A 22,848-nucleotide genomic window follows, 5' to 3' on the forward strand; every position below is an offset into this window, starting at 1 on the left:
GCGGGGGCCGTGGTTGCAGGTGCATGTCCCCGTCGCATCGTGTGGGATCATTGTGGAACAATCATGCCCTATGGATAAGGGCCAAGAATTGTCGAAATGACTAGGCCAAGTCCAGTCTGCGTCCCATTGCCGCGCCCATTGGCCACGAGATCATCATGACCGCACGCACTTCCCCCTTGGCCATCGAAATCGATCGGCAGAACCGCTCGCCGATCTATATGCAGATTTGCGAGCGGTTCAGGACGGCCATCGCGGCCGGGCACCTGCGTCCCGGCGATCGCGTGCCTGCGCTGCGCGGCCTCGCCACGCAATTGAATACGGCCCGGGGCACGGTCGAGATGGCCTATACCATCCTTGTCGATGAAGGGTATCTGCAGATGCGCGGTGCGGCCGGTACATTCGTCTCAGCTTCATTGCCGGCAGCGGTGACCCGTTCGGCACGTGGACGGGATCGGGAGGACCAGCACGCCACGGCGCAGCGCGCACCCATGGCGTCCGATGCATCGCGCAGTCGCCAGTCGGCACCGCGTCAGCTCCCAATCGCGGTCGCAATGAGCGGGGAGCCGAAGCCTTTACAACCAGGGCTGCCGGCACTCGACGCGTTTCCGCGCAAGCTCTGGAACCGGCTCGTTTCGCGTTGTGCGCGCAGCGGGGAACGCGCGATGCTCGCCTACCCGGACCCCGTTGGTTATCGGGCGTTGCGCGAACACATCGCCACCTATCTTGGCTTGTCGCGGGGCGTGGCGTGCCTGCCTGATCAGGTGTTCATTACCGCTGGTTACCGCGCGGCGCTGGAACTTGTATTGCGCAGTCTTGCGAGCCCCAGCGATCGCATGTGGTTCGAAGACCCCGGCTATCTGCTCGCGCGCGGCTTTCTGGCCGAAGCCGGAGTCCAGCTCGTACCGGTGCCGGTAGATAGCGAAGGCATCGATGTCGGGCGCGGCATCGCGCTGGACCCGCAGGCGCGCTTCGCACTGGTGACGCCGTCGCATCAGGCCCCGCTCGGGCACACATTGTCGCTCGCCAGGCGCATGGCGCTGCTGGATTGGGCAGGGAAGGGGTCTCGCTGGATCATCGAAGACGACTACGACAGCGAATTCCGTTATGTGGGCCGGCCTCTGCCGGCTTTGAAAAGCCTCGATCAGAACGATAGCGTGATCTATTGCGGCACCTTCAGCAAGGTGATGTTTCCCGGACTGCGGCTGGCGTATGCCGTGGTGCCGGAGCGCGCTGTTGAACGCGTGGGGCGCGTGGCATGCAGCATGAATGCCGGCTCTCCGATGCTATTGCAGGCGGCGGTGGCAGACTTTATCGAACAGGGGCATTTTGCGCGGCACGTAAAGCGGATGCGTGCGTTGTACGGACAGCGACGCATGCTGATTGCGCAGGCGCTGGACCAGGCGTTCGGGGAGCGCATGATTGTCGCTTTGCCGCACGGCGGAATCCAGTTTGCGGTCCAGTTTGCCGAAGGCCCTGATGGCCCCGTCGACGACGTGGCCTTTGCCTCGCGCGCACGCGCCGCGGGGCTTGCTGTGCTGCCACTGTCGATCTGGTACGCGAGCGGGCGCACGCGGCGCACGCCACGTGGCCTGGTAATGGGCTTCGCGAACGTCACCGATGCGAGGGAAGCGTCTCGCCTCGCGCGAACGTTGCGCGGATGCCTCGACGGCTAGGCCGGCGCCGGGCTGAAGAAGCGCTCGTGAAGGAAGTCTGCGCGGAACGGCCGGGGAGTGATCTCCAGATCATCGAGCAGAGCACCGGATATATTCCGCAAGGGCTGCTGACTGGCCATCTGGACATTGGCATGACGTTCGGCGGTACGCCCGAGCCAGGGTGAAGAGCGGATCGCGTGCTTGAAGAGCGGCTGCTGCTTGTTGGGCCGCCGGGCGAGCTGTCCGCGCCGGGGGGCAGTGGCCGGTTTACCGTTTCAATGCTGGAGGAGAAGGCACGGGTATCCAGCGGTGAGGGGCCTGCTTCAGGTCAAATCCGGGGTAAAGGACTTGAGGAGGAGGCATCCAGCACATCGAAATGCGCCCGTGGATCGGGTAACGATCCGCAGGCGCCTCCGGCAGATTGCTCCGCTTTGATTACTCTGGCTGGATCGCCGCTTCCTTGACCACTTTGCCCCACTTGGCCAGGTCCGACTTGATCAGCGCCGCGTACTCCTGCGGCGTACCGCCTTGCACGTCGATGCCGGCCGTTTCCAGCTTGGCGCGCACTTCAGGCAGCTTCAGCACCGCGTTGATCTCGGTGTTGAGCTTCGCCACGACCTCCTTCGGCGTGTTCGCCGGCGCCAGGAAGCCGCCGTTGGTGTTGGCGTCGTAACCCTTGAGGCCTTGTTCTTCGGCGGTGGGTGCATTGGGCAATGTCTTGGATCGCTTGCGTGTAGACACCGCTAGCGCGCGCACATTGCCCGACTTCACCTGTTCCTGAATGGCGCTGATCGTGTCGATGTAGAGCACGGTACGTCCGGCGATGAGGTCGGGATGCGCTGCGGACGACCCCTTGTAGGGCACCAGCAATACCGGCGCGCCGCTGACCATGCGGAACATCTCGGCGGCCATTTCCTGCGCACTGCCGCGGCCTGACGTGGCCACCTTGGCCTCGGCGGGGTTGGCCTTCATCCAAGTCACCAGTTCGGGCACGGTCTTGACCGGCAGCTTGGGATAGGCCGCGAACACCAACGGAATCTCGTGCGTATATACGATAGGCTCGAAGCTCTTTTCCGGATCCCAGCTCAGGTTCTTGAACAGGAACTTGTTGATGTTATGGCTGCCGCCGACGATGCCGATTGTATAACCATCGGGCCTGGCGTTGGCCAGCACGGCGGTGCCCAGGTTGTTAGATGCGCCCGGGCGATTCTCGACGATAAACGGCTGGCCGAGCTTGACCGATAGTTTTTCGGCTACCACACGGGCGATGAGGTCGATGCCGCCGCCCGCCGGTGCTGGCACAATGATCGTGACGGGGCGGGTGGGGTAGTTGCCTTGGGCCGAGGCCATGGCGGGCACCACCATCATGGCGGCGCAGGCAGTCATCGCGCCAATCAGGGTCGTGAGCGTTCGGGAGGGGATTTGCATGGTGTGTCTCCATCTGGATGCTGGTTAACTTGGGTCAACTCTGTGGGCGTCCCACGGATGCGAAGCCGTGGTGGCGCGGTAATTGGTACGTTCTGTATCAGCCGCGGCCGACGAACGGCATGGCGCTGGCCATGACGGTCATATTGAGCACGTTGGCGTCCAGCGGCAGCGACGCCATATGGCGCACGGCATTGGCCACGTGGTTGGCATCCATCATCGGCTCTGCCGCCGTGGTGCCATTGGCCTGCAGCACGCCGCGCGTCATGCGTTCGGACAACTCGGTGAGCGCATTGCCGATATCCACCTGGCCGGCAGCGATATGGAAGGCGCGGCCATCAAGCGCCAGCGCCTTGGTCAGGCCTGTGACAGCGTGCTTGCTGGCTGTGTACGGCGCGGTGAACGGGCGCGGCGTGTGGGCCGAGACCGAGCCGTTGTTGATGATGCGTCCGCCTTGCGGCGACTGACGGCGCATCAGCGCGAACGCGGCGCGCGCACACAAAAATACGCCGGTGACGTTGGTGTTAATGACGTTGAACCATTTGTCCAGCGGCAACTCGTCCATCGGCACCGCTGGCGCGTTCACACCCGCGTTGTTGAACAGCAGGTCGAGCCGGCCGAACTCGCGCTCGATGCTGTCGAACAGCGCCTGCACGCTCGCGGGATCGGTCACGTCGGTCGGCACGGCCAGCGCCGTCCTGCCACGCGCGGCGGCGTCGGCCACCAGCGTCTGCAGCGGATCGGCACGCCGGCCGGCCAGCACCACCGTCCAACCATCTTCCAGCAGAGCCAGGGCGGTCAGACGGCCGACGCCACTGCCGGCGCCCGTCACCAGCGCGATTTTTCGGGATAGGTTCAACATTGTCTCCATGAAGTGGTTGTGTCAGGTGCTATGCCTGGGTGACCGTCAGCATGATCTCGCCGATGCCGGCCACGCCTGCGTGGATCACGTCGCCCGGTTCCAATGGCGCGACGCCCGCCGGCGATAGTTGCCGCCGATGCAGAAAACGCGACGGATCGGGAAATACGCAGTGCTATGCGCCACGGGCAACGCGCTTGGCGCTGGCGGCGGCATGACGAAATCCATCATGGCGAACTCAGGTGGTCAGGCTCATTGTGGGGCGCTTGCCGGCCAGTGCTTCGGCCACGCTGCCCAGCACCATGCGCGCCATGGCACCGCGCGTTTCCCACGTGGCGCTCGCGCGGTGGGCTTGCAGCGTGGTGCGGTCCGACTGGCGCAGCGTCAGCGGCACGCGCGGTTCATCGACAAAGACGTCCAAGCCCGCGCCCGCAATGCTTCCGGCTTCAATGGCCGCAGCAAGGTCGGCCTCGTTGACCAGGCGGCCGCGCGCCACGTTGATCAGGAACCCGCGCGGGCCGAGCGCATCGAGCACGGCGGCATTGACGATGCCTTCGGCCTTGTCAGCGGCAGCGCAGAGCACCAGCGCATCGCTGTCGCGTGCCAGGTCGATCAAGTCGGCCACGAAGGTGTGCGTCACGTCGTCCATCGCGCGCATATCCGTATAGCAGATGGGGCAGCCAAACGCTGTAGCACGTGTGGCCACGGCACGGCCCACGCGGCCCATGCCCACGATTCCGACGCGCATGCCGCTGAAGCGGCGCGCGAGTGGAATAGCGGACGGCGACGGATGCATTTCCCACTGGCCGTCACGGACAAAACGGTCGCCCGCGCAGAGGTTTCGGCACGCCGCGATCAGCAGGCCGATGGCCAGATCGGCCACGTCCTCGGTCAGCGCACCCAACGTGGCGGTCACGGGCAGGTTGCGCTCGCGGCAATAAGCCAGGTCGACGGCATCGGTGCCCACGCCGTTGACCGCCACCACCTTCAGCGCCGGCAGTTGTTCCAGCATCTCGCGGGAGATCCCGGTGTGACCGCCAGTGATGACGGCTTCGACAGACGGGCCATGCTGCTGCAGAAAGGCGACTTGGTCCTCGATCTCGAAGTACTTGTGCACCTGGTAACGGGCGGCCAGTTCTTCGTTCGCGGCAGGAATCAGGATGGGGTTCAGTTGCAGGATCTGAGGCGTCATATGCATGGATGTGGTGGCTGAGTAGGTGGATGCATCGTAGGCAATAGTTGATTAACTACGCAATCTTGATATATAAAATCAATATAAATTGACGGAAGCGAGTAACGAGTGGGAACCTGGATATCCATGGATGAGGCGTGTTCGCACCTCGGGGTGCGGCCGCAGACCGTTTATGCCTATGTGAGCCGGGGCAAGATCGAGGTCATGTCCGACCCGGCCGATACGCGCCGCAGCCTGTACCGCGCAGAGGACGTGGCAACGCTGGCCAGGCGCAAGCAGGCCGGCCGCAAGCACGAGACACTGGCCGCCAACACGCTGTTCGGCGCAGAGCCCAGCATTCCCACGGCCATCTCCACGTTCGTGCGCGAGCGGCTTTACTACCGGGGACACGATGCGGTGACGCTGGCCGGATCGGCCACGCTGGAAGAGGCCGCGAATCTGCTCTGGGAGGCCGCGCAGCCCGTGGATTTTTCATCGTCGGCACGTGTCGGCCAGCCGGGCCGCGTAGCGGCGTTCAAGGCCCTGGCGGAGCTGGCGGCGACGGGACATTCCACGCATGGCCGCATGACGCGCGTGCTGCATGGCGAAGGGCAGGGGCTGGTGGGACTGCTGGCCAACGCATTCGGCGCGCAGCCAGGCACGCAGCCCTTGCATATGCGGCTGGCACAGGGCTGGGGTCAGCCTGCGGTGGCGGAGTTGTTGCGCACTGCCATGGTCCTGTTGCTCGATCACGAGTTGACCAGTTCGGCGTTTGCGTCGCGCATCGCCGCGTCAACGGGTGCATCGCTGCCGGCGTGCTTGCTGTCCGGGCTGACCACGCTGTCCGGGCCCTTGCATGGCGATGCATCGGGCCGCGTGAAGGCGCTTTTCAGTGAATTGGACCGGCAGGGCGAGGACGAGGTGCTCGCCCATCATCTGTCCACCGGTCAGCCGCTGGCTGGGTTTGGTCATCACCTGTATCCTGATGGCGATCCGCGCGCGACGGCGCTGCTGAGCCTGTTTGATCCGCCGCCCGTGATTGCGCGCTTTGTGGAAAAGGCAACGCGACTGACCGGTTTGCAGCCCAATATCGACGTGGCATTGGCGGCCCTTGTCACGCACTATGATTTGCCTGATGACGCGGCTTTCGGCATGTTTGCCACGGCGCGCAGCGTGGGCTTGCTTGCCCACAGCCTGGAGCAGTTGAACGTCGGTCAGGTGATCCGGCCGCGGGGCCGCTACGTGGGCAAGGTGCCCGAGCGAACCTGATGCTTGCTGATCAGCAATGACCGCCGCCACTTCATGCGACTCGCCCTAGCGGGCGGCGCAGCGCCTACGCTGTCGTGCCTGTCCCCGGCTCACGCGCGGCTGAGCCTGTCGCCGACACGGCCTATACCAACGCAAAAGTCCTGACGGTCGATGCTGCCAACGCCGTAGAACAGGGGTTTGCCGTCAAGGACGGAAAATTCCTGGCGACCGGATCGGCAATTGAATTAGATGGGATCAGTGCTTGGGGGAGGTCTTTATGGAAAAATCAAGAAACTCCTGCTTCGGAAGCTTTGGTGGCTTGAATTGTATAAATCCATAGCCCAACGCGGTATGGCAAGCATTGCAGCCGTTTACCGCTGCTGAGAAACGATGATTAAATTGTTGGATGTCTTGTTTTTCGATAGCTTGAGCCAGTGGTTCGAGGTAAGTTTTCTCATTAGCCTTTAGCATTGACGCATGCTGCGGCCTCGTTATCTCTCCCACTTCTTGCGCCTCAAGCAACTCCTTGAGCTGATACTGGGCCAATCCCCAATTTCCGCCATTTGCTGCCCAGTAGATATTAGTAAAACGGTAAGCCATCTCATGCATCACGGTTCCAAGTCCGGGCTGAATGGATGCAAGGGTCTTAACCCGATTCTCAAGCGGCCCCCGCTCGATGCTTTTTTCCGATTCTGCCGTTGTCTGTGCTGCCGACCAAGTTCCAAGGCCGAGAAATAGGATAGCGACTAGTCCGCGCAGCATAGTTTCCCTCACGCAGGTGCTCAATCATGCGTATTCATGGTCATGCCAACTTCATTGAGTTGGCGACATTAACGCCAATTTACAATAGATCATACTGACGAAAAGACAAGACACCACCAGCAGATGTCCGTTGCCGCGCAGAGAGGTCGGCCCGCTTGTCCATCTTGGCCGCATGAGCCGCGCTGCCTGTTCGAACAACCATGCCGTCAGACAGCGGCTTGGTCTCGTCGGTGGCCGGTATCAGCCGGGTCTTGTTGCCCTTGCCGATGACCGCCAGCCATCAGCGCTCAACGCCCTGCGCATCGAGCCGGAAGGGCGAGTGCGTCGACAGTGCGCACGCGCAGTTGAAACAGCAGCTTATCTCGAGGATCCGCTCAGGTTCGGAGCCTCGCGCCGGCGCTTCTCGGGCTCATGCACCGGCGAAGGCCGCGGCAGTTCGATCGATGGTGCGCAAATGAACAAAGCCATGAGCCTGCACAGTTGCGGGAGTGGGGCGCGGCAAAACGAACGAGGGCCTGCCTCGTCCTACTGAACACGCTTGATCGACAGCCCTCTTCTTATGCCCGTTTCACCACCCGACAGGGCAGCCCAACGGAGCCTCTGTGGCCGACACTATCGCCATCAATGCGATGACCGCCTGCCCCGCCTGAGTTTCGCGGGAGCCAGCGAAGGCGTTTGCTCACCCCACCAGCAGTTTCGCAAAACTCAGCTCATGGCCGTCGGGATCGCTGATATGGAAATACCGCTCGCCCCACTCGGCATCGCGCGGGGCGGCCTCGGGACGCAGCCCGTGTTCGAGCGCCCGTTGGTGGATGGCGTCGACATCGTCGACATGGAAAATGACGCGTCCCCACCACGACCATTGCCGGCTGGATGGCTGCGCAATCAGGTTGAGATAGCCCGTGCCTAAGTGGAAGCTGGTGAATTCCGCATTGGCGCCTCCATAGCGGATCTGGAATCCGAGCGCCTGGTAGAAGGCAACGGCTCGTGACATGTCGTGGGTGGCGAGTGTCACGGCATTGATCGAGGAAATCATAGGCATTGGCGTGTTTAACCGGACTAGATCAGACTAGATCCCGATTTGCACCGGAATCCGCCGCCGCCCGAACTGGCGCTCGAATTGTCCGAAGCGACCGGCAATCGGCGCAAAGCATTCAGGACAGGTTCCCGCAGCAGTCAGCCGATAGCTTTCGATCGCATGCCAGTCGCGCACAATGAGCAGTGCGTGGCATGCGGGGCAAAAGGTCGTGTCACCGGCGGTGTCATGGACATTGCCGGTGTACACGTAGTGCAGCCCCTCTGCCAGCGCGAGCTTGCGGGCACGCGCAAGCGTCGTGCAGGGCGTGGGCGGCACGTCGCGCATCTTGTAGTCGGGGTGGAATCCCGTGAAGTGCAGCGGTACGTCGGTGCCTAGTTCCCTGGCGATCCACTGGGCCTCGGCGCGAATCTCGTCATCGCTGTCGTTCTTGCCGGGAATGAGCAGTGTCGTGATCTCGAACCAGACCGCGGTTTCGTGCTTCAGGTACCGGAGCGTCTCCAGCACTGGCTCCAGGTGGGCCCCGGTGCACGCAAGATAGAACGCGTCGGTAAAGCCTTTCAGGTCGACGTTTGCCGCATCCATCTTGGCGTAGAAATCGCGCCGCGCCTCCGCGCCCATATAACCGGCTGTCACCGCCACCGCCATGATGCCCAGTTCATGGCAGGCATCGGCCACGTCCATCGCATATTCGGCAAAAATTACCGGGTCGTTGTAGGTGAAGGCGACGCTCTTGCACCGGTGGGACGCTGCGGCTTCGGCGATGGCTTCGGGCATGGCTGCATCGGCCAGCGTGTCCATCTCGCGCGATTTGCTGATGTCCCAGTTCTGGCAGAACTTGCATGCCAGGTTGCACCCCGCCGTGCCGAACGACAGGACCGCGCTGCCCGGGTAGAAGTGATTGAGCGGCTTCTTTTCGATGGGATCGATGCAGAATCCCGAGGAGCGGCCATACGCGGTCAGCACCATTTCCTTGCCGGCCCGCTGGCGCACAAAGCAGGCGCCGCGCTGCTCGTCATGCAGGCGGCAGTGGCGTGGGCAAAGGTCGCATTGCATGCGGCCGTCGTCCGCGAAATGCCAGTAGCGGCCCGGGTAAGGGCCGGAATGCCTGGGATAAGGGGTCTGCTTCATGGCTCCGTCCCGCACTGGAACTTGGGTGCACCGCGTGCCGCCCGCACGCTTAACGCTTAATCCTTATGTGCCTTGTGGACGGCCGTTACCGACAATACATCCAGGTCGAAGAAGGGGCTGTCCGGTGGCGGCGGTGGCACTCCCGCGCCCCAGTTGGCGATGGCGAGCTTGATGTACTCAGCCATCTGTTCGTCGGAGACATCCCTGGGTTGGTCGATCATGACGACATAGCGGCGATTGCTCATGGCAGGTCCTTCTCTGGCCCGTGACGGCATCCTTCCCCGGTACCGCGTGCGGATGCGCCAGTGCCCCCCGATGGTCGCCGCGGCGGGGCATGTCGGCTGAGTTCAGTATAGGCCCCTGCATGCGCCAATGGCGTGCCGGTCAGCGCTGCGCATCCTCGCCAAGCTGCGCCAGAAGCCCCGCAATAAACGTCCTGACTTTCATCATCCGTGGCGAATCGTTTCATCGACAGCGACATGGCGGCGCACGTGCACCTCTGCGACAAGCTTGCCGAGACAGGGAACGAACGGCTGGAGGTGTTCCGGCTCTTGCTTGCTTCGAGCGCGGGGCTTGAGTCAGTCCAATCCGCCGAGGCGAACCAGATTCGATGCTGTCGGGGGCGGGCCCTCATACCAATGGTGTGCGATGAAGCCGCCGTCGTTGATGGCGAAGGGACCGTCGTCGCCGTCGCGCCAGGCCAGCGCGGTGCTGCCGATCAGTTCCGGCCCGATCCCGGGCACCTCGGAGACGTGGCGCTCCGGCGTGATCTTCATTATCTCCTTGCGGTGCGTCGTGTAGTAGAGGTTGCCCCCGGGCGAGAACACGAAGTCGTCGGCGCGCACGGGTTCGGCAAAGACCTCTACGCCGCCGCTGGGCCTCAAGTCGTCGCCGATGCGGATGCGCAGCATGGTGGCGCGAGCGGTGTTCGACACGTAAAGGTGGCCTAGATGGATCTTAAGGCCGTTGGCTGCCGGCGTGGGCAACTGGAACCCCGCCGGCGCATCGAGCGCGTCGTCCCGGATGAAGGGCGAAACCCGCCTGGTCTTCACATCCAGGTGCCAGATCACGCCGCCGCGACCGTCGGCGATGAGCACGCGTCCCGGCGCGAGCAGCGTCATCCCGTTCAGGGCCCTTGCCTGGTCGACCTTGAGCAGCGGGCGCGGCACATCACCGGGCGCCTGGCGGTAGACCCATTGCGTGGGCGGCGAGGTCTTGCCAGTGATGCCAGCCTCAGCAGCGCCAAAGTACAGAGTCCCGTCGGTGTCGAAAACCATGCCCCACGGATGCACGTCGAGTTGTGCGTGGACCGAAAAACCCTTGTCGTCGACGTACTTCAGGATCTGACGGCCCCGGAAGTCCGTGACATAGAGTGCCCTGTCAGGCCCGACGGCGATACTCTCCAGGAAGGAGGGCGCCGATTGCTGGGCCACCACCACCGGTCGCACAGTGCGGTCGCTCGCCGCGGCGGACTGGGCACGAAGAGGAAGGCTGTGGCCAAGGAGCGCAACCAGGCAGGCCGCGCAAATTGTGCGTCGGTTCATCGTTTGTCTCTCATGGTTCTGGCGGGAGGCACTCATAGCGCCGGCGGCGCGCCGTCAAACGCGTCCTGCAGCAGTTGCCGCAAGGCCTTCGCTTCAAGCGGACGGGGGTTCGGGTAGTGGTTCTCCATCGCCAACGCGCAGACGCGGTCGAGGTCCTCCTCGCGCATGCCAATATCGCGCAGCGCCACGGCAGCACCCAACGAAGCAGCCAGGTCGAACACCGCCTGCGGGCCGCTAGCGTCAGGGCGGCCCAACGCGGCGGCAATCGCCGCCATCGCCTGGGGTGCCGCGGGCGCGTTGTAGGCCAGCGCGTGCGGCAGCACGATCGTGTGCGTCTCGGCATGGGGCAGGTTGTAGCTGCCGCCAAGCGTGTGGCACAGCTTGTGATGCAGGCCAACCGTGGCGCTGCCCAGCACGGCGCCGCAGAGCCAGGCGCCATATAGCGCATCGCCCCTGGCCGCGCGCAGCTCGGCGCTGTCCCGCTCGCCGCCGGCTGTCGCGATCACCGGAAGCGCACGCCCCAATGCCGCGATGCCTTCCCGGCACATCCAGTCGCTGACGGGCGTCCGATCGCCCGCGTAGAGCCCTTCGGCGGCGTGAGCAATGGCATTGATGCCGCTGGTCACGCTCATCGCCACCGGCAGGCCAAGGGTCAGGTCCGGATCGTAGACCACCGTGCGCGGCAGCACGCGTGGATCGCGCCCGGTACGCTTCAGGCCCCCTTCGGTCAGGCCATAGATCGGCGTCATCTCCGAGCCGGCGTAGGTCGTCGGGACGGCAAGGATGGGCAAGTCCGATTCGAGGGCGATGGCCTTGCCAAGCCCGATGGTCGAGCCGCCGCCGATCGCCACCACGGCATCGGCGCCGAGTTCCGCCGCGCGGGACCGCGCCAGTCGCGCCTGCTCCACTGGCACGTGCATGACCGCGCCGTCGAAGATGCCGGCGCAGCGCGCCCCCAGCACCGCAGCGGCGCGCTCGGCCAGGTCGCGTTGTTGCGGGGTGCAGAGCACCAGCAGCTTGCGTGCGCGCAAGTTGTCGGCCTCGTCGCCGAGCGTTGCGAGTGAGCCGGCCCGGAAAACGATGCGTTGCGGATGGGTCTGGTAGATAAAGGGTTGCATGATGCCGGACACCTATTCAAGGACGATGTGGCGCGCCTTGATCAGCCGGCCCCAGCGCGCGGATTCTTCCTGGATCAGCTTGTTGGCCTGGGCACCGTCGCCGGCGATCACATCGAAGCCACCGTCGCTCAGTACCTTGCCGATGGCCGGATCGCGCAGCGTGGCGTTGACCTCGGCGGCGAGCTTGCCAATGACGTTGGGCGGCGTGCGCGCCGGCGCGATCATCGCTACCCACGAATAGGCCTCGAAGCCCTTGTAGGCCTCGGCCACTGCCGGCACGCCCGGCAGGCGCGCATCGCGTTGCCGGGCCGTCACGGCCAGCGCGCGCAGCTTGCCGGCCTGCACATAGGGCATCACCAGCGGCAGGCTGGCGATCATCGAGTCGACATGGCCGCCCAGCAGGTCGTTGATGGCCGGGCCGCCGCCCTTGTAAGGGGTATGCGTGCCGCTGGTTCCCGCGGCTTCATGGAACAGTTCGGCCACCAGCTGGTTGGAACTGCCGGCGCCGACCGACGCGTACGACACGCCATCCTTCTTCTTCGCCGCGGCGACATAGTCCTGCAGCGTCTTGTACGGCGAACTGGCGGGAACGACCAGCACCATCGGCGAGCGGACCATGTATGAGACGCCGGTCAGGTCCTTCTGCGAGACATACGGCAGTTTTGGATAGATATGCGACTCGGTAGCGAAGCCATCGAACACCATGCCGATGGTGTAGCCGTCCGCCGCGCTGCGCGCGATCTGTGCGGTGCCGATGGTGCCGCCCGCGCCGGCGCGGTTGTCGATCATCACCGGCTGCGCCAGGCGCTTGCGCAGGCCCTCCTGGATCTGCCGCGCCACCTTGTCCACGGTGCCGCCGGCGGCATAAGGCACGATCAGCGTGACCGGCTTGGCCGGCCAGGTTTCGGCGCGGGCGCTGGCGGGGGACATCGACACGGCCGTTACCGTGACCAGCGCCGCTGCCGCCAGCCGTGGCAGCGCGAAGCGCCGGATCGTCTTTGCTGCGGTAGTCTCCATCGGGGTCTGCTCCTCTCTGTCATGGGGATGCCCGGCAACCTCCACTTTTGCTTTATTTGCTAAAAGCCGGCGCGCCGGGATCGGTCACTGGATGTTAGACTGGTCCGCATCGTGCGGGAAGCCGGTTCGCCTGCGCAAGGCCTTTGCGGAGAATGCAAAAATGGAGTTCAGCCGATTCGCGGAAAACCTGTCCATCTTCGTCGAGGTCGCCCAGTCGGGCAGCTTCTCGGCGGTAGCCCGCCAGCGTGGCCTCGTGGCCTCCTCGGTGGCACGGCAAATCGATACGCTGGAGCGCGAACTAGGGGTGCCGCTGTTCACGCGCTCGACCCGGGCACTGGTCCGCACCGATGCCGGGGAACTGCTGTTCGCGCGCGCCACGCGCATCCTGCATGAGCTGAGCGATACGCGCGATGCCGTGACGGCGCTGGAGCAGGGCGTCAGCGGGCTGATCCGGGTCGCGTGCCTGCCCGCGTTCGGCCGGCGCCACGTGGTACCGCACCTCGGCGCGCTGTACGCCCAGTATCCGCGGCTGACGGTGGAGCTGGCACTGACCGAGCGCATCGTCGATCCCGTGGTCGAACGGTTCGATGTCGTGATCCGCGTCGGCCAGCAGGCCGACAGCTCGCTGGTTGCCCGCTGCATCGCCAGCCAGCGCTACATCATCTGCGCGACGCCCGGCTATCTGGCCTTGCATGGGCGTCCGGCGCATGCCGACGAGATCGGCAGGCACCGCCTGATCGACCGTGGCCACAGCACCAGCATGCGCGGCTGGCGTGAGCTGCTGACGCCGGCGCACGCCGCCGAGGCGACGTTTGCGCTCGAGTGTGACGACTGCGATGCGCGCCGGCTGTCGGTGCTGCAGGGCCTTGGCATTGCGCTGATGCCCGATTGGTCGGTCGGGCCGGATATCGGCGCGGGCAGGCTGGTGGAGCTGACGCTTGAGGGCCTGTTGCCACAGGCGCCAGGCGGCATCTACCTGCTGCGCGCCACCCAGCATGCCAGCGCGAAAGTGAAGGCTTTCTGTACCCACCTGACAGCCAGCATGGGCAGTCCCCCGACCTGGCAACAGGCGATGGCTGGGGAAGCCGTTCTGGCGTAAGACGGCCCGGGGGGTGGCTTTCGCGATCTCCGCAAGATACTGTTCGGGAAGACCGCGTCAATGATGCACCCGAGCGATGTTGTCCCGGTGTGCCGCAGGGCATAGTAGCGGGGGATTGTAGAGCGAAGCGATTGTGCCACCTCAATTTTCGAGGACGGCTCGGGTTCGGCCTTGCAGCCATAGAACAATACAGTCGCATGAATGCTGAGCGTAAAAAGGCAACGCTCAACATCTGGCTCTTTTCGCGCTCGGTCGGAGGGCAAGGCGAGCACGCGGAAAATGCGGGCGTTCCGTGATCCCCTTGATGGACCTGCCCTTGCCGGCACCATCGCGCCAATGACTATGTCAACCGGTCATGCGGAGATTGGTATCGCGGAATCTCCTGCGAGCAGTAGCTGTGGCAACTGCGTGAAAGACCAGCCGCCGGGCGTTCGATCGAATATCCATACCATGTCATACCGGTCATCCGGCCATTGCGCAGGTACCGCGGGAGCATCGGGAAGACATCCCACGAGAGAGGGCAGAACCTTATGCTCCCAGGCGATCAAAACGACGCCCGGCTGTGCCAGCACCTCCGCCATCAGAGCCTCACGATCGTCCTTCAAATGGCTGTCGACGTAGTGGACCTGCGAGGTTGCCTTCAGCAGGGCAACCAATGGTGCAACGGTCTGCATGGATCTCTTGCTCTCGCTGCCTGGACCGCTCCCGGCCGCGAACACTGCAGCAGGCTTGCGTTGCGCCGACGAGGCTCCATCATCCGGACAAAAGAACCGGGCCAACGCACCCGCGCGCTGCCACCCGCGGACGGTCAGGCTCTCCGGGTCCGCCGCGCCGTTGGCTTCGATCCCGGCACCCGCACCATCACCAACCGGCTTTTCCGCGTGCCTGATAATCATGATCCGGTCGGGTGTCATACCTCACTCCCATGGCGGTGCGACGCGCTGCAATGTCCGCCGCATCTTTTTTTCATCGGTTTCACGCATTGCCTCCGGCGGAATCACCCCAGCTCCAGCCAAAGTGGCTGATGATCGGACGAGCGGCTGGTCAAATCCACCTCGCAGCCAACGATGCGTGGCCTCAGGTCCTCTGTCACGAAAACAAAATCGACCGTGGCAGCGCGCGGGGCGTTCCCGTGCGCACACGCCCACGCGTCGACAAACGACGGCGCGTTCGCAATCGGCTCCAGCATCCTGCAATAGGAGCCGATTGCATCGATCACAACGGCGTCTGGCAGCAGGCGGGCCAGTTCGGCAAACTGGTCGGGTGACGGGCCTCCTGCCAGTCCACCGGCCCCTTCGCTTTCATGAAATCCCCGGGTGATTTCCTGTACGCACAGGACGTCGAACACAGTGATTTTGCCTCGCGCACGATACGGGCGAGATCGACCCGGCCATCCACGCCACGTCCCCACTGGATGTTCCAATCAACGAGTCGCATGACGCTCTCCTTCGACAGCCGTACAGGCGGTCTACCTGTTCTCCTTCACCGGGGCGACCCTGGGCGCGATGTACTCTGGAACTGCTTCCACAGCTTCCGTTGATTGTCACGATCGTCGGAGACGCGTGCTGCCAGGAAGCCGCGCGCGTAGCTCGCACCATCGGAGGCCTTGCGATGGTGCTGCTGCAAATGCCCTAGCAGGCCGTCGGCCACCGCCATGTCGTTGCCCCATCCCAGGTCATCCTGCAGCTTTGCCAGCACGCGCCGATACGGCTTCAGATTCCTTGATCTGAAGAGATCAGCGAAGAATTCGGCCGCGTAGCGCAGTTTCTTGGCGGCGATCCGGGCCCGGTGACGGTGAGGCGCATCGAGCTTGTGCAGGCCCCGTCCACGGCGGACCAGCGTACGATGACGTTTGCGCAAGACGCGATCCGCAAGGACGCCCACACGTTGCTCAAGCAACTTGCACGTATCCTCGGACGTATCGCGCCATGGCGTCGTCGTGATCCAGTGATCGAGCGCAAGCGCCACGCGTGCATAACGCGGCGACTGTACCGCGGCTGTTGCCTTCGCCTGGCGGGCCTTCGCAATCTCTGCCGCCGCTGCCTTGGTTTCCGCCATCGAGTTGTGCTTGTCGTCGCCTGCGTCAACTTGCGAGAGTGTGGAGTGGGCCAGCACATACCAGTCCCGGGACTCACCTAGTTCGTCGGCGATCCACGTCACCTCATCGGCGAGGGCATCCGGCAGGGTGACCACATTGTCGAACATATCGAGCGCGGACCGGAAGCGGCGCAGTCCAACCCGCATCTGATGTACGCCATCGGGCGAATGTCCGGTGGCTACCAGCGGTGCATTAGCACGTACTTGGTCCAGGCAGTTGTGCAATATCTTGCAGAGGGCCTCTTCCACGGTGTCCTTCTTCCTCAGCGCGATGGGCTGGGCTCTGACCGCCGAGCGGTTTGCGGATCCGAGCAAGTCGTAGCCGCGATCGCTTTTGCTCTGCATGCTCAGGCTCATCGGTATCTTGTCGATAAGGCGGAGTCCGATTTCGCCAAGGCGGCGCGGATCGCCATACTTGAGTTCTAATTCAAGCTCGGAGAAGGAGCGGGCCTGCTCTGCGGCCGTGATTTTCCCAGTATCCAGTGCGAGTTCGATCTGCTCGCCGCTCGCCAGCTTCAGCGTCCACAATTTGCGTGTGACCGTGCTTCGGAAAATCGGGGCCAGTTGATCAGACAGTGAGCCGTCCTTGAGGACTTGAAAAAGCGCCGAAGACTTTGGCACAGCGGCGCGCAAGGCATCGAGATCGGGCTTCGCCTCTTTCAGTGCGGACTCGTACTCTTCGCGTTCGAAGACCCCACCGTGCTGCTCGCCGGACGACTTCAAGGTCTGCACGATCTGGTCGCCATTCCGCCGGACACGCAACGCTGCGCTGTTTCGCCGCAGGAAAAAGTCCGGAGTATCGAAGTATTCGCTTTCCAGAGCCTGCTCCTTTGGCGAATCAAATTCCACATTCAGAAGCATTGGCAATTCGCGCAGGGTGACATCCTGATCTGCCGCCAGTTCAAACTTAAGTTCCTTCTCCATGATGGTGCTCCTTCCCTGAGGACAGTAGGCGCAGCTTATCGCCTGGGCTTCGTCCAGTTCCTACATCGGGTGGCCGGATTTACGCATGCTGCCTGCGCAACCCGGTTCCTCGGCATGTGGCGGGTGCGATAGTCGTGGAGAGGCAAGAGACGTGCCGTCGCCGGGGAAGGTAGCAGGCCGGTGTCTCTTCCGCTCTTTCGCATTGTCTGATGAGCGGCTCCGCTGCCAGGCGCCCCCTGAGCGCCTTGAACGGGCATGGGCCTGTCTCTCGGCGGCATCGGCTTCGCGCGCCTTCCACTTCCTTTGCGCTCGGCTCGCTCTGCGTAAACGTAGCCCGGTAGCGGCCGGTCACCGCGGTATGCCGGTGTCTGGCCGCCTTCATCCAAGCCCGAGATGGAGTCCTATGGTAAGGTTGGCACGATCAGTTCAAGGACTTCGATAGGTGATCCATGGGCCGCACCTTTGTGGTGGGGATGCAGCGTGAGTGATGCGAAGCAAGAAGCGCAGCGCACGCTGCGGTCTGAGAGAGTTTCAATCAGCAGGGCTTTGCGCTTGAGCGTGCCGCCAGAGGCCAGGCCCGCTCCGGTCAACAGGAAAGACTGGCTGCGGCAGAGGAAAGAGCAATTGCAGACTGCCCGTGCCGCTGCCAAGCAAAAGCGCGATCGACTAAGAGCCGAAGTCATGTCGGCCGCGCAAGATGTTGCCCGAGAAGAACGCAAGGCTGCGCGGCTAGAATCTGAACGCCTGAAGACCGAAGCCAAGACCGCGCAGGCCTACGCGCGAGAGGACGCACGCGCCGCCGCCAAGTTCGAGCACGACCAACCAAGCCGCTCGGCGTCCAAGCGAAAGACGCTTGCTAATGGGAAACGCAAGCTGGTCTCTTTCGCTGATCTGCTGCGGATGCGTGAGTGATCTGGCAGAGGTTCGACAGGGCGGACTGCCGATCGATTTCGTGGAATGCGCGTCGATCTCGTATTCCGATTCAACGCGTTGTAGGACAAGCGGCTGAACTCGCGGCGGACCATGTCGTGGAGCCTGCATTGTCAGCGTTCGTACCGGTCGTTGAGGTGAGTAGAGGCAGGCGCTCCAGCGCCTCCGCCGATTCCGGGATGCGGGTCACGGCGCTAACCAAGCCTTTGACCCCGAAGCCGACCTCTCGATAAGAGGGCTTCCCCCATTGGCAGTGCAAGTCATGCTTACAAGGGTGCGAATAATTGCCGGTTCCGCCGTTGCTTGGCATGACGCTCCCGGCAGGTGCTTTCCGGCGTTCCACAGACGGTCGCCATTTGCTCTCGACGTTGTGCGTGCTTTGCGGGCTTTTTCAGGTCAGGCCCCGGCGCTGCGTATGAGGCATGCACAGCAGCATGGCCCAGCGCCGTGAGCCTGGCGCGGAACTTGCAAAACCAGTCAGAAAATCGACTGCGGATGCGGACATGGACAGCGTGGAAGTGATCGTCGATGTGATGCGCCAGCTGGTGGGCGAAGGTGACAACCTGGCGTGGTGGCAAGGCGCCGTGCGTGCCGCCATCATCTTCGTCGGCACTTGGGCGATGCTGCGGTTGGCCGGCAGGCGGGCCTTCGCGCAAAAGACATCGTTCGACCTGTGCATCATATTGCTGCTGGGCGCGGTGTTGTCGCGCGCCGTGGTCGGGGCCACTTCATTCGCGGTGGCGTTTTCCGCTGCGCTGGCACTGGTGCTTCTGCACCGAGTGGTGGGCTGGCTGTCCAGCCGTTCTCCGGCATTCGACCGCGCCACTGGCGGCCACGCGCTGGACCTGCTGCGCGAGGGGGAACTGGACCGGGAGCGCGTGATCCACGCAATGCTGACCGAGGAAGATCTCAAGGCCAACCTGCGTGCGACACTTCAGACCGACAGCTTCGACGACCTCAGCCGGGTGGTGCTTGAGCGCGACGGCAAGGTGACGTTCGTGAAGGGACGCGGCGGCGGTCGCGTACCGGCTGCATTGGCCACGCATGCTGTCTCGCGCCGCAACGGAGTGCCCGTCCACGCGTCGGGGCGCAGCGATGACGCTTAGGGAAAACGGCAGCGACAATGCCAGCATTGCGCGCTATTTGCTGCGCCACAATTTGCATGTGGTCACGGCGGAATCAGGCGCAGCGCGGGCAAGACCACTGCGGCCCGCGCGCATAAATCGCCGGAAGGCCGGGACGGCGCGCTGGCAATCCTGAGGTCCTGGGCCAGACTGCAATGAAGCACTACGCAACATACCAGCCCCAGAAAGAGACCCAGCCTTGGATAGTGCCCTCCCGACTAATGGTGCTGACAAAGCGCTGCGTACGGTATTGCGCGAGGCCGGCTTGCGTTATGTCGATGACAGCATGCCGGGCATCGGGCGCCGCCGCCAGGGCGACGGCTTTGCCTACATCGACGCCAACGGCAAACGCGTGCACGATGCCGCCACGCTGGCACGCATCGCTGCGCTGGCGATTCCTCCTGCCTACGAGGAAGTGTGGATCTGCGCGAACCCTGCGGGGCACCTGCAGGCGACCGGGCGTGATGCGCGGGGCCGCAAGCAGTATGTCTACCACGCTGATTGGGGCGCGCTGCGCGATTCGGACAAATACGCGCGGTTGCCGGCCTTCGGCAGCGTATTGCCCCGCTTGCGGGCGCGCGTCGCGCGCGACCTGCGCCGCAACGGCATGCCGCGCGAAAAAGTGGTCGCGGCGGTGGTGCAACTGCTCGACGCCACGCTTGTGCGCGTGGGCAGTCCGCAATATGCGAGGCAGAACCGCACCTACGGCCTCACCACGCTGCGCCGCCGGCATGTCACCGTGCGCGGCAGCCGGCTGCGGTTCCAGTTCACTGGCAAGAGCGGCATTACCCACGACGTATCGGTCAACGATCCGCGTCTGGCCCGCATCGTGCGCAATTGCGCCGACCTGCCAGGCCAGCGCCTGTTCAAGTATCGCGACAGCGACGGCGAGATCCGCGAGGTCGGATCCGCCGACGTCAACGCCTACCTGCAGCAGGCGACCGGCGGCGACTTCACTGCCAAGGACTTCCGCACGTGGGCGGGCAGCGTGCACGCGCTCGCGCTGCTGCGCGCGGCCGGGGCGGACGGCGAAGCAGCGCGCAGGAAGTGCGTGGCCGAGGTCATCAAGTCAGTGGCCCAGCGCCTGCGCAACACCGTGGCAGTGTGCCGCAAATGCTATGTCCATCCGGCGGTGATCGAGGCCTTCATCGACGACGGATTGCAGGACTGCGAGCGCGTCGCCATCGTCAGCCGCCTGCGTGCCGACGAAGCACGGCTCTTGAAGCTGCTTTCACAAGGGGCCAGGACTGCATAGGACGTCCCGCGGTGCTACCCTGTCGTCGTGTCCTACTGGGCTGCCCTTGCGCCTGAGCGGCGCACGATCTCAGCCCATTTCTTGGGCGGCGGGACTTGTATCCTGGAGCAGGGCCGCGGGCCAGTCTTCCCATTGAAGCGGGCGCGGGTTGTCATCGGACAAACGACTTCCCATGCAAGTCCAGCGGCACCGGCTGGGTCAGCGTCTCGGGGCGCAGGATGCGGTCGAGTTCCTCTTTAGACAGCAAGCCCTTGCGCAAGACGATTTCATAGACGCTGCCGCCGGTGGCGTGCGCTTCCTGCGCAACGGCGGTCGCGTTCGCATAGCCGATGTAGGGGTTGAGCGCCGTCACGACGCCGATCGAGTTCTCGACCGTGGCGCGCAGCCGGTCGGCATTCGCGGTGATGCCTTTGACGCAGCGCTCGGAGAGCGTCAGGCAGCCGTTGCGCAGATGGCTGACGCTCTTGAACAGACTGTGCGCGATGATCGGCTCGAACGCATTGAGCTGGAGCTGGCCGGCCTCGGCCGCAAAGCTGACGGTGATGTCATTGCCGATGACTTCGAAGGCGATCTGATTCACGACTTCGGGGATCACCGGATTCACCTTGCCGGGCATGATGCTGGAGCCGGCCTGCATCGGCGGCAGGTTGATCTCGCTCAGGCCAGCGCGCGGGCCGCTGGACAACAGCCTCAGGTCGTTACATGTCTTCGATAACTTCACGGCAACGCGCTTCAACACGCCGGAGAGTTGCACGAAGGAGCCGCAGTCCTGCGTGGCCTCGATCAGATTGGGTGCGGTCTCCAGCGGGATGCCGGTGATCTCGCGCAGGCGCCGCAGCACCACGGGCGCATACGATGGATGCGCGGTGATGCCGGTGCCGATCGCGGTGGCCCCAAGGTTGATCTCGCAGATCAGCATCGCGGCTTCGCGCAGGCGCGCCTCGTCCTCTCCGAGCATCACGGCGTAGGTGCTGAATTCCTGGCCGAGCGTCATCGGCACGGCGTCCTGCAGCTGAGTGCGGCCCATCTTGATAATGTGAGCGAACTCGTTGGCCTTCGCCTCGAAGGCCCGTCGCAGCACCGCCATGGCATCCACGAGACCGACGATGCCGAACCACGTAGCGACCTTCAGCGCGCTCGGGTAGACGTCGTTGGTGCTTTGGCCGATGTTGACGTGCTCGTTCGGGTGCAGGTGCTGGTACTCGCCCTTCTGATGGCCGAGCAGTTCGAGCGCGCGGTTGGCGATCACCTCATTGGCGTTCATGTTGGTCGAGGTGCCGGCGCCGCCCTGAATGACATCGACGACGAACTGGTCGTGCAGCTTCCCGGCAATCAACTCCTGGCAGGCGCCGACGATTGCGTCGCAGCGCGCCTTGTCGAGCAGGCCTAGCTCATGATTGGCCTGCGCCGCGGCCTGCTTGATCGCAGCCAGCGCCTTGATCAGCTCTGGGTAGATGGAGATCGGGGTGCCTGTGATAGGGAAATTCTCGACGGCGCGCAACGTATGCACGCCATAGTAGGCCTGGACAGGGACTTCACGGTCACCCAGGAGGTCATGTTCGGTTCTGAAGAGTCCGGCAGTCATGGTTACGCTCCTCGCGTAAATTGGTTTTAGCACTGCGGCCGAAGTCTAGGGAATCGGCCGTGCCCGTGGCACGTTCGATGCCAAGATTTCATGGAATGTCGCGGCGCAGCGCATGGTTATGCAGAAATCGCATAAACGGATCGATTCTGCCGGTCGCCTGCGCATGTTGGCCTGCCAGACTCGCTTGATCTCGGGACCCAGCAACTTATCGCGTTTGGATCGTAGCGCCGCGATGGATCGCGAAGCCGCGCGGCGTGGCGCCGATAGCCCGACGGCGTTGCAGAGCGGCTCGACCCCGAAGACGGCGCAGTCCTGATCGGCAAGAGCCTTGAGGACTTCAGGCGGTGGGGGGGCAGTTTCAACGCCGTTGGCGTTCCAAGCTATCGGCTCACTTCACCAAGTCCAGCAGCGACCCGTTTTGCTTCAGTGTCGCCAGCACGATATGTGAATTGATCGACATGACGCCGGGCGCCTTGTGCAGCCGGTTGATGACGAAGTCGGAATAGTGCTCAAGGTTCCGCGCCCGTACGGTCAGCACATAGTTGGAGGGGCCGGTCACCACGCGCGCGGTCACCACCTCGGGCCAGTCGTTCAGCGACTGTGCGAAGCTCTCGTGCCAGCGCTCGACATCGGTGCGCATCGATACCTGCACCAGCGCCTCGAATTCCACGCCGAGCGCCTTGGGGACAACTTCGCAGCGATAGCCGGCGATGATGCCGCCTTCTTCCAGCAGCCTGACCCGGCGGAAACACGCCGAGGCGGACAGGTTCACCGCCTCGGCCAGCTCATGGTTGGTTATCTTGCCGTCCTTCACCAGGTGATCCAGGATACGCACATCGATCAGGTCAAGCTGCATGTTGAAAATTTCACC

The 22,848-nt window shown here is 63.8% G+C and carries 21 protein-coding genes and 2 pseudogenes; 7 read left to right on the plus strand and 16 right to left on the minus strand.

Features of this window, described 5'->3' with window-relative positions; all coding sequences use genetic code 11:
* The first annotated feature begins 155 nt into the window (after window positions 1-155).
* Complete coding sequence (locus A3A5_RS0136230; protein WP_018315321.1) at window positions 156-1,673, plus strand: PLP-dependent aminotransferase family protein; 1,518 nt, start codon at window positions 156-158, stop codon at window positions 1,671-1,673.
* Window positions 1,674-1,699: 26 nt separating this feature from the next.
* Window positions 1,700-1,837: a hypothetical protein gene (locus A3A5_RS43895; RefSeq protein WP_157637406.1), complete on the plus strand. Its 138-nt coding sequence runs from the start codon at window positions 1,700-1,702 to the stop codon at window positions 1,835-1,837.
* Window positions 1,838-2,087: 250 nt separating this feature from the next.
* Here A3A5_RS43895 and A3A5_RS0136240 read toward each other — a convergent pair whose 3' ends face one another.
* From A3A5_RS0136240 to A3A5_RS0136250, 3 genes are all read right to left on the minus strand, one after another.
* A complete protein-coding gene (locus tag A3A5_RS0136240) occupies window positions 2,088-3,080 on the minus strand; it encodes a tripartite tricarboxylate transporter substrate binding protein (protein ID WP_018315323.1) in 993 nt (330 codons plus the stop codon).
* 97 nt (window positions 3,081-3,177) lie between these two features.
* A complete protein-coding gene (locus tag A3A5_RS0136245; RefSeq protein WP_018315324.1) occupies window positions 3,178-3,939 on the minus strand; it encodes an SDR family oxidoreductase in 762 nt (253 codons plus the stop codon).
* Between the two features lie 235 nt (window positions 3,940-4,174).
* The gene (locus A3A5_RS0136250; RefSeq protein WP_026201476.1) at window positions 4,175-5,128 is read right to left on the minus strand and encodes a 2-hydroxyacid dehydrogenase; all 954 of its coding nucleotides are present in this window, start codon (window positions 5,126-5,128) and stop codon (window positions 4,175-4,177) included.
* Between the two features lie 126 nt (window positions 5,129-5,254).
* On the opposite strand from A3A5_RS0136250, the gene A3A5_RS0136255 reads away from it, so the two are divergent.
* Window positions 5,255-6,376: a citrate/2-methylcitrate synthase gene (locus A3A5_RS0136255; RefSeq protein WP_018315326.1), complete on the plus strand. Its 1,122-nt coding sequence runs from the start codon at window positions 5,255-5,257 to the stop codon at window positions 6,374-6,376.
* 234 nt (window positions 6,377-6,610) lie between these two features.
* On the opposite strand, the gene A3A5_RS45335 is transcribed toward A3A5_RS0136255, so the two are convergent.
* From A3A5_RS45335 to A3A5_RS0136290, 7 genes are all read right to left on the minus strand, one after another.
* Window positions 6,611-7,117, minus strand: a complete 507-nt coding sequence (locus A3A5_RS45335; protein ID WP_026201478.1) for a hypothetical protein — start codon at window positions 7,115-7,117, stop codon at window positions 6,611-6,613.
* A 679-nt stretch (window positions 7,118-7,796) separates the two neighbouring features.
* Window positions 7,797-8,153 (minus strand): VOC family protein, encoded by a 357-nt coding sequence (locus A3A5_RS0136265; protein WP_018315328.1) that lies wholly within the window; start codon window positions 8,151-8,153, stop codon window positions 7,797-7,799.
* Between the two features lie 33 nt (window positions 8,154-8,186).
* Window positions 8,187-9,284, minus strand: coding sequence for an AmmeMemoRadiSam system radical SAM enzyme (amrS, locus tag A3A5_RS0136270; protein ID WP_018315329.1), 1,098 nt, complete (start codon window positions 9,282-9,284; stop codon window positions 8,187-8,189).
* A 56-nt stretch (window positions 9,285-9,340) separates the two neighbouring features.
* The gene (locus A3A5_RS0136275) at window positions 9,341-9,529 is read right to left on the minus strand and encodes a hypothetical protein (RefSeq protein WP_018315330.1); all 189 of its coding nucleotides are present in this window, start codon (window positions 9,527-9,529) and stop codon (window positions 9,341-9,343) included.
* Window positions 9,530-9,862: 333 nt separating this feature from the next.
* Window positions 9,863-10,828 carry an SMP-30/gluconolactonase/LRE family protein gene (locus tag A3A5_RS0136280; RefSeq protein ID WP_018315331.1) on the minus strand — a complete coding sequence of 322 codons (966 nt, stop codon included), beginning with the start codon at window positions 10,826-10,828 and terminating at the stop codon, window positions 9,863-9,865.
* Window positions 10,829-10,860: 32 nt separating this feature from the next.
* Entirely contained in the window at window positions 10,861-11,946 is a 1,086-nt protein-coding gene (locus A3A5_RS0136285) for a maleylacetate reductase (protein ID WP_026201479.1), read from the minus strand.
* 12 nt (window positions 11,947-11,958) lie between these two features.
* Entirely contained in the window at window positions 11,959-12,963 is a 1,005-nt protein-coding gene (locus A3A5_RS0136290; RefSeq protein ID WP_018315333.1) for a tripartite tricarboxylate transporter substrate binding protein, read from the minus strand.
* A gap of 160 nt (window positions 12,964-13,123) precedes the next feature.
* Here A3A5_RS0136290 and A3A5_RS0136295 point away from each other — a divergent pair, with 160 nt between their 5' ends.
* A complete protein-coding gene (locus A3A5_RS0136295; RefSeq protein ID WP_018315334.1) occupies window positions 13,124-14,062 on the plus strand; it encodes a LysR family transcriptional regulator in 939 nt (312 codons plus the stop codon).
* Window positions 14,063-14,415: 353 nt separating this feature from the next.
* On the opposite strand, the gene A3A5_RS0136300 is transcribed toward A3A5_RS0136295, so the two are convergent.
* From A3A5_RS0136300 to A3A5_RS0136310, 3 genes and pseudogenes are all read right to left on the minus strand, one after another.
* Window positions 14,416-14,976 (minus strand): hypothetical protein, encoded by a 561-nt coding sequence (locus tag A3A5_RS0136300; RefSeq protein ID WP_018315335.1) that lies wholly within the window; start codon window positions 14,974-14,976, stop codon window positions 14,416-14,418.
* Between the two features lie 83 nt (window positions 14,977-15,059).
* Window positions 15,060-15,499, minus strand: a pseudogene (locus A3A5_RS0136305) (hypothetical protein).
* A 45-nt stretch (window positions 15,500-15,544) separates the two neighbouring features.
* Window positions 15,545-17,083, minus strand: coding sequence for a CHAD domain-containing protein (locus A3A5_RS0136310; protein ID WP_018315337.1), 1,539 nt, complete (start codon window positions 17,081-17,083; stop codon window positions 15,545-15,547).
* A 480-nt stretch (window positions 17,084-17,563) separates the two neighbouring features.
* On the opposite strand from A3A5_RS0136310, the gene A3A5_RS0136315 reads away from it, so the two are divergent.
* The 3 genes from A3A5_RS0136315 (at window position 17,564) to A3A5_RS0136325 (ending at window position 20,392) form a co-directional block, all read left to right on the plus strand.
* On the plus strand, window positions 17,564-17,995 hold the full coding sequence (locus A3A5_RS0136315; protein WP_026201480.1) for a hypothetical protein: 432 nt from the start codon (window positions 17,564-17,566) through the stop codon (window positions 17,993-17,995).
* Window positions 17,996-18,516: 521 nt separating this feature from the next.
* Window positions 18,517-19,119: a DUF421 domain-containing protein gene (locus A3A5_RS0136320; protein ID WP_018315339.1), complete on the plus strand. Its 603-nt coding sequence runs from the start codon at window positions 18,517-18,519 to the stop codon at window positions 19,117-19,119.
* A gap of 217 nt (window positions 19,120-19,336) precedes the next feature.
* Window positions 19,337-20,392, plus strand: a complete 1,056-nt coding sequence (locus A3A5_RS0136325; protein ID WP_026201481.1) for a DNA topoisomerase IB — start codon at window positions 19,337-19,339, stop codon at window positions 20,390-20,392.
* A gap of 151 nt (window positions 20,393-20,543) precedes the next feature.
* Here the strand turns inward: A3A5_RS0136325 and aspA are convergent, their stop codons facing one another.
* From aspA to A3A5_RS0136335, 3 genes and pseudogenes are all read right to left on the minus strand, one after another.
* Entirely contained in the window at window positions 20,544-21,977 is a 1,434-nt protein-coding gene (gene aspA, locus A3A5_RS0136330; RefSeq protein ID WP_018315341.1) for an aspartate ammonia-lyase, read from the minus strand.
* A 159-nt stretch (window positions 21,978-22,136) separates the two neighbouring features.
* Window positions 22,137-22,331: pseudogene (locus A3A5_RS44285) on the minus strand (IS3 family transposase); the annotation flags it as partial.
* A 34-nt stretch (window positions 22,332-22,365) separates the two neighbouring features.
* On the minus strand, window positions 22,366-22,833 hold the full coding sequence (locus A3A5_RS0136335; RefSeq protein ID WP_018315342.1) for an Lrp/AsnC family transcriptional regulator: 468 nt from the start codon (window positions 22,831-22,833) through the stop codon (window positions 22,366-22,368).
* Window positions 22,834-22,848 lie beyond the last annotated feature (15 nt).

Source organism: Cupriavidus sp. UYPR2.512 (assembly GCF_000379565.1).
Taxonomy (GTDB): Bacteria; Pseudomonadota; Gammaproteobacteria; order Burkholderiales; family Burkholderiaceae; genus Cupriavidus.